We start from the raw sequence: 13,787 nt of genomic DNA on the forward strand, positions 1-13,787 counted from the left end.
GGGTTATCGCATTTAAAAATACCTATTGTTCTTCAATTCATAAATAGCGATAATACTTCCCTACATAAAAGGCAAAGAAAAATGACAAATTATATTTTATTGATTATCGGTACTGCATTAATTAACAACTTTGTACTTGTAAAGTTCTTAGGACTATGCCCGTTTATGGGGGTATCAAAGAAAATTGAAACCGCAGTAGGTATGGGACTAGCAACAATGTTTGTATTAACCGTCGCCTCCCTTTGCGCATATTTAGTTGATCATTATATTCTTGTTCCCTTGAATGCTACTTTTTTGCGTACATTAGTATTTATTTTGGTTATTGCCGTAGTGGTACAATTTACCGAAATGGTAATAAATAAAACTAGTCCAACGCTATATCGTTTACTTGGAATTTTCTTGCCTTTGATAACCACAAACTGTGCAGTTCTCGGTGTCGCATTATTAAATGTAAATCTTGCTCATAATTTAACGGAATCTGTCGTTTATGGTTTTGGTGCATCTCTTGGGTTTGCACTTGTATTAGTGCTTTTTGCTGCGCTTCGTGAACGTCTTGTAGCGGCCGATGTCCCTTTAACTTTTAAAGGTTCATCTATCGCACTTATCACAGCTGGTTTAATGTCTCTTGCTTTTATGGGATTCACAGGACTAGTGAAGTAATAAAATGATCTATCTTTTAATGGCTATTACCATTTTGATTTTATTTATTGGGTTCTCTCAGTATTTTTCAGGAAAAAGAAAGAAATAATGACCCTTCTATTCATCATAATCACTTTACTCGCTTTAATTTTCGGTGCGATTTTAGGCTTTGCTTCACTTAAACTCAAAGTTGAAGCCGATCCCATTGTGGAAAAAATCGACGCTATTTTGCCACAAAGCCAATGTGGACAATGTGGTTATCCTGGATGCAAACCATACGCTGAAGCTATTTGCAATGGAGATGACATCACAAAATGTATTCCTGGAGGTCAACCTACTATCGTAAAAATCGCAGAGATTTTAGGTGTTGATGTGCCAGCTATGGACGGCGTAGAAGAACCTATCGAGAAAGTCGCTTTTATTGATGAAAATATGTGTATTGGCTGCACAAAATGCATTCAAGCCTGCCCTGTTGATGCCATTATTGGTACAAATAAATTCATGCATACGATTATTCCAGATCTCTGTACAGGTTGTGAACTTTGCGTAGCGCCCTGCCCGACATATTGTATATCAATGATTCCCGTGAAAAAAAATATCGATAATTGGGATTGGAAGTTTGATGCAAAATTAGTCATTCCAGTAATAAATGTAAATGGTACTGAAAAAAAATTGGTTGTGGGGGAATAAATGGCGGACGTATTATCTCGTTTCAATTCCGGTAAATTATGGGATTTCAAAGGTGGCATTCATCCACCTGAAATGAAATCACAATCTAATACACAACCATTACGTCATCACCCTTTAGTCACAGATTTTTATATTCCTCTTAAACAGCACGCAGGAACAACAGGTCACCTTTTAGTAAAGGAAGGCGATTACGTATTAAAAGGTCAAGCTTTAACGCAAGGCGATGGCTTGCGTATGCTACCCGTTCATGCGCCAACTTCAGGCACAATTAAATCAATTAAACCTTATGTTGCCGCGCATCCGTCTGGTCTTGATGAACCTGCAATTCATTTGCAAGCGGATGGCTTAGATCAATGGCTAGAGCGTAATCCTATTGATGATTTTTTAACACTCTCGCCAGAACAACTCATTAACAAAATCTATCAAGCTGGTATAGCTGGCTTGGGCGGTGCAGTATTTCCGACGGCCGCTAAAATTCAATCAGCAGAGAAAAAAGTCAAACTTTTAATTATCAATGGTGCTGAATGTGAGCCTTATATTACTTGTGATGATCGTCTTATGCGTGAACGCGCCGATGAAATCATAGAAGGCATTCGTATTTTGCGTTATATCCTACGACCTGAAAATGTAGTCATCGCCATTGAAGATAACAAACCTGAAGCAATAGAGGCAATCCGCAAAGCGCTACAGGGAGCAAATGACATTAGCATTCGAGTGATTCCAACAAAATATCCTTCGGGTGCTGCAAAACAGCTTATTTATCTGCTTACAGGAATGGAAGTACCTAGTGGTGCACGTTCTTCTAGTATTGGCGTACTGATGCATAATGTTGGTACAGCCTTTGCAATTAAAAGAGCGGTGATAAATGACGAACCTTTAATCGAACGTGTCGTCACCCTTACAGGTGATAAAATTCCTGAAAAAGGTAATTATTGGGTCCGACTTGGTACACCAATTTCTCAAGTATTGACGCATGCGGGCTATCGATTTGATGAACGTTATCCAGTGTTTGCGGGTGGCCCGATGATGGGATTGGAACTTTCCAACCTCAATGCACCGGTGACAAAAATTGTCAACTGCTTGCTTGCACCAGACTATTTTGAATATGCAGAACCAGAGCCTGAACAAGCTTGTATTCGCTGTTCTAGCTGTTCTGATGCCTGCCCAGTCAACTTGATGCCACAGCAACTCTACTGGTTTGCTCGTAGTGAAGATCACAAAAAATCGGAAGAATACGCCCTCAAAGATTGTATCGAGTGCGGGATTTGCGCTTACGTATGCCCAAGCCATATTCCGCTGATTCAGTACTTCCGCCAAGAAAAAGCAAAAATTTGGCAAATAAAAGAAAAACAGAAAAAATCAGATGAAGCTAAAATTCGCTTTGAAGCGAAACAAGCGCGAATGGAACGTGAAGAACAAGAGCGTAAAGCACGTTCACAACGTGCAGCAGAAGCACGTCGAGAAGAATTAGCGCAAACCAAAGGTGAAGATCCTGTTAAAGCGGCGCTAGAACGCTTGAAAGCGAAAAAATCTAATGAAACAGAATCAGTACAAGTTAAAACGATTACCTCAGAAAAAGGGGAAGTTTTACCTGATAACGCTGATTTAATGGCACAACGTAAAGCTCGTCGTCTGGCTCGTCAGCAAGCGAAATCTCAAGTCGAAAACCAAGAACAACAAACTCAACCAACCGATGCGAAAAAAGCAGCAGTTGCTGCCGCACTTGCTCGAGCAAAAGCAAAAAAACTTGCACAAGCAAATGAAACCGCTGAATCAGTCTCAAATATTCAAACCGTAGAAAATGCGGTAGAAAAAATAGACGACAATTCAACCGCACTTGATCCGAAAAAAGCGGCGGTAGTCGCTGCGATTGCCCGAGCAAAAGCGAAAAAACTTGCACAAGCAAATGAAACCGATGAATCAGTCTCAAATACTCAAACCGTAGAAAGTGCGGTAGAAAAAACAGAAGAAAATTCAACCGAACTTGATCCGAAAAAAGTGGCGGTAGCCGCTGCGATTGCTCGAGCAAAAGCAAAAAAACTTGCACAAGCGGGAACCACAGAATCAGTTCAAAGCACTCTAGCCGTAGAAAGTGCGATAGAAAAAACAGAAGAAAATTCAACCACACTTGACCCGAAAAAAGCAGCGGTAGCCGCTGCTATTGCTCGTGCAAAAGCAAAAAAACTTGCACAAGCGGGAACCACAGAATCAGTTCCAAGCACTCAAGCCATAGAAAGTACGGTAGAAAAGACAGAAGAAAATTCAACTGTACTTAATCCGAAAAAAGCAGCGGTAGCTGCAGCAATTGCTCGAGCAAAAGCAAAGAAATTGGCGAAAACACAAGCAACATTAGAAAATAATCAGGAATAAAATAATGTTTAAAATGGTTAGCTCTCCTCATACTCATTCGGGGAAACTCACAGCGCGTATTATGCTTTGGGTAACGTTGGCAATGATGCCAGCTTTTTTCACTCAAATTTATTATTTTGGATTTGGCGTGGTGCTTCAATCTGTATTAGCCATTGGTACAGCTATCATCGCTGAGTTTATTGCAATAAAATTACGTGGTAAAAAGCCGTTAAATTACCTTTCAGATTTCAGCGTATCCCTGACTGCTTTAATTTTGGCGATGGCTATTCCACCTTATGCACCTTATTGGATCATCATCATTGGAACACTTTGTGCAGTTTTATTAGGTAAACAGGTTTATGGTGGCTTAGGACAAAATCCATTCAATCCAGCAATGATTGGCTATGTAATTCTTCTAATTTCATTTCCGTTACAAATGACAACTTGGATGCCACCAATTAATTTATTACAGGAACCCCCGACTTTGTCAGATGCGTTTTCATTAATATTTTCAGGTTTAACCACTGATGGATTTACTCTTTCACAACTTACACATAACATTGATGGCATCACCCAAGCAACGCCCTTGGATAGCGCAAAAATTTTCTATAAAAGTCACACTCAATTAAATGATTTTTATGAGTTAATTAAACTGCCTATTTTTATGGGTAATGGAACCGATTTCGCTCAAGGATGGTGGCAAGTCAACGTGGCTTTCTTAGCGGGCGGAATTTTCCTTATTTTAAAACGTGTCATTCATTGGCAAATTCCAGTGGCGATGCTTGTCACCTTTTTCTGTTTAGCCACAGCGACCGCTTTTACTGGATTCACGCATTTAAGTGCGATTAGCCAACTCGTTAGTGGCGCAATGATGTTTGGCGCATTTTTTATTGCGACAGATCCTGTCACAGCCTCCATTACACCACGAGGAAAAATTATTTTTGGCGCATTAGTGGGGTTATTTGTCTATCTCATTCGCTATCACGGAAACTTTCCAGATGGTGTAGCATTCGCAATTTTATTAAGTAATATTTGCGTTCCACTTATCGATCATTACACGCGTCCTCGAGTATCTGGTTATCCAACAAAAGGGAAAAAATAATGGGCACAGTAAAAATCACATCGCGTTACGGAATATTGTTAGGCTTTGTCGCCCTACTCTGCACAGCAATTTCTGCGGGTATTTTTTTCCTAACAAAAGATAAAATTGACGCGGTGATGGCGGCACAACAACGAGAATTACTTTTACAGGTCATTCCACAAGATTATTTCAATAATAATTTGCTAGAAAGTGCGGTTATTCCTCAAGATAAAAATTTGGAGGGCATTCAGAAAATTTATTTTGCGAAAAAAGATGGAAATGTTTCTGCCTATGCCTATGAAACCACTGCACCTGATGGCTATTCTGGCGATATTCGCTTGCTTGTGGGATTAGATCCGAAAGGTGAAATATTAGGTGTACGAGTAATCGAACACCATGAAACCCCAGGCTTAGGCGATAAAATTGAACTTCGTATTTCCAACTGGATTCTAAATTTCACTCATCAATCGATTAATGAGCATAATTTAAGCGAATGGGCGGTAAAAAAAGATGGTGGGAAATTTGATCAATTTTCTGGTGCAACCATTACACCTCGCGCAGTGGTGAATCAAACTAAACGCTCAGCATTAATCATGCTAAATAACCAAGCCTTGTTACAACAGCTTTCAACACAAGTGAAATAATATGACAGATTTAACTGAAAAAAATACCGCACTTGAAGAAGAAAAAATAGAAAGTGCGGTTGAGAATCAACAAAAGTCCATGTGGAAAGAAATCTTTACTCAAGGAATTTGGAAAAATAATCCAGCGGTTGTTCAACTTCTCGGGCTTTGTCCGCTTTTAGCGGTGTCTAGCACCGCCACCAATGCACTGGGTTTAGGTTTAGCGACAATGCTTGTTCTCACTTGCACAAATACGGTTATTTCGCTTTTCCGTAAATATATTCCGAATGAAATCCGCATTCCAATCTACGTGATGATTATTGCGACAACAGTAACTGTCGTTCAACTTTTAATGAATGCTTATACCTATACGCTTTATCAATCACTTGGGATTTTTATTCCACTCATCGTTACCAACTGTATTGTGATTGGTCGAGCAGAAGCGTTCGCCTCAAAAAACAGCTTACTCCATTCCGTTTGGGATGGTTTCTCAATGGGATTAGGGATGGCACTTAGCTTGACAGTACTTGGTGCATTGCGTGAAATCATTGGACAAGGTACGGTTTTTGACGGCATCGAAAATCTATTTGGCGAACAAGCTCAATTTTTAACGCTCCATATTTACCATACAGACAGTAGCTTTTTACTTTTCATTCTGCCACCAGGCGCATTTATAGGATTAGGCTTGCTCCTTGCAATAAAAAATCGAATTGATAAATAAGATGAATAAATTAAAAAGAATCGAAATATTAACCCGATTAAGAGATCAAAATCCCCACCCGACCACAGAATTACAGTATAATTCGCCTTTCGAATTATTAATTGCGGTAATTCTATCGGCACAAGCAACCGATAAAGGTGTGAATAAAGCGACAGAAAAACTATTCCCTGTTGCAAACACGCCACAAGCAATTTTAGATTTAGGATTAGATGGTTTAAAAAGCTATATTAAAACTATCGGACTTTTTAATAGCAAAGCGGAAAATATTATCAAAACCTGCCGTGATTTAATTGAAAAGCACAACGGTGAAGTGCCTGAAAATCGCGAAGCCTTAGAGGCATTAGCAGGAGTGGGTAGAAAAACAGCCAATGTTGTACTAAATACGGCATTTGGTCACCCAACTATTGCAGTGGATACCCATATTTTCCGTGTATGCAATCGAACTAATTTTGCACCAGGTAAAGACGTTGTAAAAGTGGAAGAAAAACTACTTAAAGTCGTACCTGATGAATTTAAAGTGGATGTTCACCATTGGTTAATTTTACACGGGCGCTACACTTGTATCGCACGGAAACCTCGTTGTGGCTCATGCATTATTGAAGATCTGTGTGAATATAAAGAAAAAATTGAGTTTTAATTTTTGCGATAAAACACTCTAATTATTTACCGCACTTTTTATTAAAAATAGGAAAACAAATGACAACAAATAATAAACAGCGACAAACTTGGTCTAGCCGACTCACTTATGTCATGACTGTCGCAGGCGCAACTGTCGGTTTCGGCGCTACTTGGCGCTTCCCTTACCTTGTGGGCGAAAATGGTGGCGGAGCCTACGTTCTACTTTTCTGTATCGCAATGATCGTAATCGGTATTCCGATGATTCTCGTTGAAAACGTGATCGGTCGTCGATTACGTGTAAATTCCATTGATGCCTTTGGCGATAAAATTCTGGATAAAGGAAAAGGCATTTCCAAATATTGGAAAATCCTTGGCTACATGGGCTTACTTGGTTCATTCGGTATCATGGCGTATTATATGGTGCTTGGTGGCTGGGTTATTTCTTATGTCATTAGCCTAATCAGCGGTACCTTAGATATCTCAACACCTATTACTAAAGATGTCGCCAAAGATTTCTACGAGCTGCATATCGGCAATAGCCCTTATGAAATTATACTGTACACCTTCTTATTTGTTGTGGTGAATTACATTATTTTAGCTAAAGGGATCATTGGTGGGATTGAGCGTTCTGTAAAATATTTAATGCCATTGCTATTCATCTTCCTCATTGGAATGGTTATTCGCAACGTAACATTACCAGGTGCAATGGAAGGAATTACATTTTATTTGAAGCCAGATTTCAGCAAAATTACACCACAATTATTTATCTTTGTTTTAGGTCAAGTATTCTTCGCATTAAGCCTTGGTTTTGGCGTATTAATTACGCTTTCAAGCTACTTAAATAAAGAAGAAGACTTAATACAAACTGCAGTTATTACTGGTTTTACCAATACAATTATTGCCGTACTTGCGGGCTTTATGATCTTCCCATCACTTTTCACCTTTGGGATTGAACCAAATGCAGGCCCAACTTTAGTATTCCAAAGTTTACCTATCGTATTCTCTCACTTATGGGCGGGTAAATTCTTTGCAATTATTTTCTTCGGCTTATTATTAATAGCTGCGCTAACTACTTCTATCACAATTTATGAAGTAATCATTACCGCATTACAAGAAAAGCTCAGAATGCGCCGTGGCAAAGCGATTGTCTTAACCCTTGGTGGTATTTTTGTCTTAGGTAATATTCCAGCAATTTTAGGGGATAATGTATGGAAAGATGTCACCATTTTCGGCAAAAGCATTTTTGATTTCTATGATTATGTCAGTGGAAATATTCTCTTTATGCTGACCGCACTTGGTTGTGCTATTTTTGTTGGTTTTGTGTTAAAAGATGAAGCGAAAAAAGAACTTTCTCCAACACCTAACTCAACATTCACTAAAATCTGGTTTAACTATGTGAAATTCGTTGTGCCAGTGATTATTTTAGTCATCTTTATCAGCAACCTATTTTAAAAAAGAAAAACCGAGTCTTTACTCGGTTTTATTTTTTAAAGGACATGTCTATAAAAATATTTGAGCCTTTAAGCCAATTCGCTGCCCTTCTTTTAAAACATTTTCTAACCGCACTTTGAATCCATGTAATTCCGCAATTCGCATGACAATAGAAAGCCCCAAGCCACTACCCTTTTCATTTTGCCCAGCTGGGCGATAAAAACGCTGACCAAGTTTTTTCAAATCTTCAGAGTCAACACCACCACCATTATCTTCAATAATAATCTGAGAAGATGCGATTTTCACTGAAACAGTTGTGTCTTCTGGGCTATATTTAATGGCATTATCTAGTAAATTTCTAAGCATCAATGAAACTAAAATTGGTTGCCCTTGTTTCTGCTTTGGTTCAGATTCTTTCTCAAAAGCCAAGGTAATTTTACGTTTTTCTGCCACAAAATAGCGCTCAGCAATCAGCGATTGAATGATGCCTTCCCAATCAATAGGCTGTAATTCTTCCAATTCTTGTAAATTATCCAGTTTTGAAAGCGTCAAAAGTTGCTCAATTAACTGCGATGCACGATCAATCCCTTGTGTTAAATGCAAAAGTGCTTGTTCTCGCAATTCCCCATCATCACCCGCCAGTTGAGCAACTTCAGTTTGAATACGCAATGCCGCCAATGGACTACGCAATTCATGGGCGGCATCAGAGGTAAAACGGCGTTCACGTTGTAGCATAGCCGAAGTGCGGTCAAAAAATTGATTTAAATTTTTTACTAAGGGTAAAATCTCAACAGGTAAGCCCTCTGTATTCAACAATGACACATCACCAGATTTTCTCGTTTGAACTTCTTGGCTTAAACGTTTAATCGGTCGAAGTTCTTTATGAATCAACCATCCTAAAACGATGATCAAAATAGGCAAACTTGCAAACCAAATCCACATTTGCCCAAAGATCATTTCCTCAATTAGATCTTCTCGATAATCAAGCTCTTGCCCAACGGCAATAATCAAATTTCCATTTGCTACAGGCTGCCAGAAAATACGCCATTCATCGTCATCATTCAGCATATAGCCTTTCGCAAATCCAATTTCATTATCAAACACAAAATTATCGCCATTACGTCCATCTGTTAATAAACGTTTGCCATCCTTAGAAAAAATAGCAAAAGCTAATGCGTCATCATCATAGTTTTTCTTGAACGAATGTGGCTGGATTTTATTAATATCTTCCACATGCTCTAACAGAATATGACTAAGATCTGAATTGGCAAGGCGTTCAGCAAAAAGGATTTGTTGGGCATCGAAAACATCATTCACTTCACTACGCACCTGCCACCATGCGACAGCAGTAGATACGCCCCACACAAAAAGTGCGGTGAAAGAAAGAACAGAAATAAGACGAAAACTTAAACGTTTGTTTTTCATTTATTGGGTTACTCCCAACGCATATCCAACGCCGTGTACTGTTCGAATAAATTGCTTACCTAATTTCTGACGCAAATTATAAATATGCACGTCTAACGCTCCGCTGCTAATTTCTTCATCCCAGCTTGATAATTTTTCTTCAATAGATGCGCGAGACAGTACGCGATCTTTATTCAGCATAAATAATTCAAGTAATTTATATTCACGGCTTGTTAAAGAAATGGGTTGATTATTCAACCAAACAGAACGCTGATTTGGATCGAGTTTAACGCCAGCATGCTCAATCACAGAATGATGATGACCATAACGACGACGAATAAGCGCTTGCAAGCGCGCTGCAACTTCAGCCAAAGCAAAAGGCTTGCAAAGATAATCATCCGCTCCACTTTGCAATCCTTTTACACGTTCATCTAAGGTATCACGGGCAGTCAAAATTAATACTGGGACATCTTGATGCTTGGAGCGCCATTGTTGCAATACATCTAATCCATCAAGCTTCGGCAAAGTTAAATCTAACACAACCGCATCATAAGGCGCAGAGGTTAAGGCATCCATTCCTGTTTTTCCATCCGTAAACCAATCCACAGCAAAACCTAGTTTCGTTAAACCAATCTGTAAACCATTGCCGATTAGATTATCGTCTTCTATCAATAAAATTCTCATAAAAAATTGACCGCTCTTTATAAACAAAAACAGCGAGCTAATGCTCGCCATTTTCAAAGAATGATTATTTTACTTTTTCGATACGTAATACTTCAAGATCTGCTTTCTCGAATGCTTCGTTATCTAGTTTACCGTAAACCTTCACTTTATCGCTTGGATCTACATTTAATCCATTCCAAACGTGACGTTCAATTTCTACTTTGATTTGACCTGTGCCATCGCTAAACCAGAATTCATCGTCATCAATTTGTTGTGTGATATTACCCACTAAAGTAATCATTGAATTATCTGCTGCAGATAAAGCTTGTTTTACACTAATTGCTGAAGGGGTTGCTTGTTGAAAACCGCCTTGAGTATTTCCGCCGTTAAAACCCGCGAATGCAGAAGTGGTTGCTAATGCGAAGATTGTTGCTAATGCAAATTTTTTCATAATGTTTCCTTTTTAATTAAGTTAATTTCAAGCACCATTGCTTGGATGTGTGTATTAAAACAAATAAATCTTAAGAAAAAGTTAAGAAACATAAAAAAACCTAAATTTTTTTAATTTAGGTTTTTCATAAATTAAAGTTTATTCAACTGCTCAATAGATGGTGCGTAATAATAAGCGCCCGTTACAGCCTTGGTGAAACCTAAAATGCGGTCAGTTTTTCCGTCTTTTTCACCAAACATATTAAGCAACTGTTGTTCAATGTTATAAAGCGTTGCACAGTAAGCAATAAAGAATAATCCGTGCGTACCGCTCGCTGTACCATAAGGTAAGCTTTGACGTAAGATTTTTAATCCCTTGCCATTCTCTTTCAAATCTGTACGACCAACATGAGAAGTATCCGCCTTGTCTTCCATTTCTACGCTATCCGTTTTAGTGCGTCCAAACACATTTTCTTGTTTTGCTGTATTTAATTTTTCCCATTTAGCGAGATTATGTTCATAACGTTGAGTAAACACATAACTCCCATCTTTATCATTGCCATTTGAAATTAAGGCAACTTCTGCTCGCTTTGCATCTTTTGGGTTTTCAGTTCCGTCAATAAAACCGGTGAGATCTCGTTCCTCCACCCAACGGAAACCATGAATTTCTTGCTGAACATCAATAGCTTGAGCAAAAGCATTCACTGCAGCTTGTGCCACAGAAAAATTAACATCAGGGCGTAACGATTGAATATGCACTAAAAGATCAGTTTGCGTACTAGGCGCAGATAGATCACCTTTGCCTAAGGTTACGAAAGGTTTAAGCTCTGCCGCACTTTGACCACCTAACTTTTTCCATGCGCTATCACCAAAAGCGAGCACAGCACCTAGACGAGCATCAGGATACGCTTGTTGTAACTGTTCAAGACTATCAAGGAATTGATGAATAGCTTTAGAGGCAACAGAATAATCCGTAATATTTGCTTCTAAAAATACACCTGCTTTACAAGATTCAAGTAAAATACCCGTTTGCGCAGTCATAAAAATCTCCGTACATCAATAAAAAAACGGTCAAATTATACAAAAACACTGTATAAAAATCCTAAATATTTCAGCATAAATTGATTTCCATCACAAAAATACGATTTCATTATTGCGGTTTTTTATTATTTAATATAACCTCTAAATAAGAATAAATTTCATTTAAAGGATTAACTCTTATGTTTCGCGTTTTTCGTTACGTAATGATTCCCTTCCTCTTTCTTTTGTCTCAATCTGTTTTTGCAAACAACTATCAAAAATGGGTAGATGACATCACTCAACGCTTGAATCACACCGAACAACTTCTTAAAGAAAACAAAATTGATGATGCCAAAACAGAAGTACAAATGGCCTATTTTGAAATATTTGAAAATTTAGAAGGTCCGATTCGCATTAATTTTTCAGCGCAAAAAAGCTATCAAATGGAAGCCACTTTTGGTGAGATTCGCAAGATGATTGGCGAAGGTAAACCAATGAATGAGGTTCAAGCCAAAATCAACGGTTTAAAAAATGAATTACAGCAAGTTTTACCTTCTCTTGTTGAAGGGCATCAACTCAATGCTGATAGTCAGCACGGCGTTTATGATAATCAAGCCATCAAACCTTATTGGCAACAAAGTTTCAAAACCATTGATGATTTTATTGCACAAGCCATTACCGCTTATGAAAGCGGTGATTTTGCCAATGCTAAAAAAGCATTCCAACAAGCTCAATATGACGGCTACAAAAACTCTGAAATGGAAATGTCGGTTAGAACTAACCGCTCTTCTGAAATTTCAGCCGCGATCAATCAACAATTCTATAATTTGATTCGTTTGAGTGAACAACCTGATCAAATGACAGAAATTGCTTACCAAAGCACACAACTCTTGCAAGATATTGAAGAGCAGCTTCCTAATTTGCCTACCACTCGCGATGAACAAAACGCTCAAGCGACACAATCACAAGCGCAAACTTCAGATAACGTTGCGGAGCAAGATTGGGCAAAAATTACGACTGAAATCAACCAACGTATTCAACAAGCTATTGCCCTTTATGAACAAGGCGATGCAAAAAAAGCCATGCTTTCTGTACAAGACACTTACTTTGATGTATTTGAAAATTCTGGTATGGAAAATAAAGTGGGCTCGCGCGATAGCAATTTTAAAGCAGAATTAGAAGGTTATTTCACCCGTTTAGTCAGTCTGATGAAAGCGGGAAATGGCGACAAATTACAGGAACAAGCTACAGGTTTAAGCCAAAACTTAGCGAAAGCCGTTCAAATATTACAAGGCAGAGAACAAAGTGATTGGTCCATGTTCTTATATAGCTTGCTTATTATTTTACGTGAAGGCTTAGAGGCATTATTAATTGTTGCCGCTATTGTGGCTTATATGGTAAAAAATAATCATCACGATAAATTGCCACTTATTCGCCAATCCGTTTATGTGGCGTTAGGGGCAAGCGTCGTTACCGCATTCATATTCCAACTTATTTTTGAAAACTCAGGCCAAAACCGCGAATTGCTTGAAGGTTTCACAATGATTATTGCAGTCTTCATGTTGTTTAGTATGAGTTACTGGTTGCTTTCTAAAGTCGAAGCACAAAACTGGAAACGCTATCTCGAAGGTAAACTATCAACGGCATTAACAGCAGGCTCTCTATTCGGCTTATGGCTGACCAGTTTCCTTGCTGTATATCGTGAAGGCGCAGAAACCGTATTGTTCTATTATGCCCTAGTTGGCGATGCGAAAAGTGCGGTTAGTTTAGCCTATCTTTTTGCCGGCTTTATTTGCGGGGTGATTTTACTCGCGATTTGCTACTTTATAATGCGTTACACCGTGGTTAAATTGCCATTAAAACCATTCTTTATGTTTACTGGTTCATTTATGTATTTAATGGCATTTGTATTCGCTGGCAAATCTGTACTTGAACTTATTGAAGGTAAACTGTTTGAACCGACATTAATTAACGGTGTACCAGAAATCTCGTGGTTAGGTGTTTATCCTTATGTGGAAACCCTTGTACCACAAGCAATCTTAATTCTTGCTGCTATTTTTGCTTTGTTTGTTATGAAATATCAAAGCAAAAAAGCGGTTTCAAATTAACTCAAAACTCA

13 protein-coding genes are annotated in these 13,787 nt (G+C 38.5%); 9 read left to right on the forward strand and 4 right to left on the reverse strand.

Features of this window, described 5'->3' with window-relative positions; all coding sequences use genetic code 11:
- Positions 1-81: 81 nt before the first annotated feature.
- The 8 genes from rsxA (at position 82) to KP712_RS03270 (ending at position 8,173) form a co-directional block, all read left to right on the forward strand.
- On the forward strand, positions 82-660 hold the full coding sequence (rsxA, locus tag KP712_RS03235; protein ID WP_048953635.1) for an electron transport complex subunit RsxA: 579 nt from the start codon (positions 82-84) through the stop codon (positions 658-660).
- 87 nt (positions 661-747) lie between these two features.
- A complete protein-coding gene (gene rsxB, locus KP712_RS03240) occupies positions 748-1,329 on the forward strand; it encodes an electron transport complex subunit RsxB (protein WP_111407887.1) in 582 nt (193 codons plus the stop codon).
- Positions 1,330-3,699 carry an electron transport complex subunit RsxC gene (gene rsxC / locus KP712_RS03245; RefSeq protein WP_111407886.1) on the forward strand — a complete coding sequence of 790 codons (2,370 nt, stop codon included), beginning with the start codon at positions 1,330-1,332 and terminating at the stop codon, positions 3,697-3,699.
- Between the two features lie 4 nt (positions 3,700-3,703).
- Entirely contained in the window at positions 3,704-4,780 is a 1,077-nt protein-coding gene (rsxD, locus tag KP712_RS03250; RefSeq protein ID WP_111407885.1) for an electron transport complex subunit RsxD, read from the forward strand.
- The gene (gene rsxG / locus KP712_RS03255) at positions 4,780-5,403 is read left to right on the forward strand and encodes an electron transport complex subunit RsxG (protein ID WP_005645362.1); all 624 of its coding nucleotides are present in this window, start codon (positions 4,780-4,782) and stop codon (positions 5,401-5,403) included. The genes rsxD and rsxG overlap by 1 nt, the downstream gene beginning before the upstream one ends.
- 1 nt (position 5,404) lies before the next feature.
- Complete coding sequence (locus KP712_RS03260; protein WP_111407884.1) at positions 5,405-6,103, forward strand: electron transport complex subunit E; 699 nt, start codon at positions 5,405-5,407, stop codon at positions 6,101-6,103.
- A 1-nt stretch (position 6,104) separates the two neighbouring features.
- Complete coding sequence (nth, locus tag KP712_RS03265; RefSeq protein WP_005626177.1) at positions 6,105-6,740, forward strand: endonuclease III; 636 nt, start codon at positions 6,105-6,107, stop codon at positions 6,738-6,740.
- A 59-nt stretch (positions 6,741-6,799) separates the two neighbouring features.
- Positions 6,800-8,173 (forward strand): sodium-dependent transporter, encoded by a 1,374-nt coding sequence (locus tag KP712_RS03270; protein WP_111407883.1) that lies wholly within the window; start codon positions 6,800-6,802, stop codon positions 8,171-8,173.
- 48 nt (positions 8,174-8,221) lie between these two features.
- On the opposite strand, the gene qseC is transcribed toward KP712_RS03270, so the two are convergent.
- The 4 genes from qseC to KP712_RS03290 all read right to left on the reverse strand — a co-directional run bounded on the left by qseC (position 8,222) and on the right by KP712_RS03290 (position 11,689).
- Positions 8,222-9,577, reverse strand: a complete 1,356-nt coding sequence (gene qseC, locus KP712_RS03275) for a quorum sensing histidine kinase QseC (RefSeq protein WP_215770567.1) — start codon at positions 9,575-9,577, stop codon at positions 8,222-8,224.
- Entirely contained in the window at positions 9,578-10,240 is a 663-nt protein-coding gene (locus tag KP712_RS03280; RefSeq protein WP_048953620.1) for a response regulator, read from the reverse strand.
- 64 nt (positions 10,241-10,304) lie between these two features.
- A complete protein-coding gene (locus KP712_RS03285) occupies positions 10,305-10,670 on the reverse strand; it encodes a YgiW/YdeI family stress tolerance OB fold protein (RefSeq protein WP_005636761.1) in 366 nt (121 codons plus the stop codon).
- A 131-nt stretch (positions 10,671-10,801) separates the two neighbouring features.
- Entirely contained in the window at positions 10,802-11,689 is an 888-nt protein-coding gene (locus KP712_RS03290) for a Dyp-type peroxidase (RefSeq protein WP_111407881.1), read from the reverse strand.
- 203 nt (positions 11,690-11,892) lie between these two features.
- On the opposite strand from KP712_RS03290, the gene KP712_RS03295 reads away from it, so the two are divergent.
- Entirely contained in the window at positions 11,893-13,776 is a 1,884-nt protein-coding gene (locus tag KP712_RS03295) for an FTR1 family protein (protein WP_226385893.1), read from the forward strand.
- The last annotated feature ends 11 nt before the right edge of the window (positions 13,777-13,787 follow it).

The sequence above is a fragment of the Haemophilus sp. SZY H68 genome (genome assembly GCF_018829685.1).
Classification (GTDB): domain Bacteria; phylum Pseudomonadota; class Gammaproteobacteria; order Enterobacterales; family Pasteurellaceae; genus Haemophilus; species Haemophilus haemolyticus_K.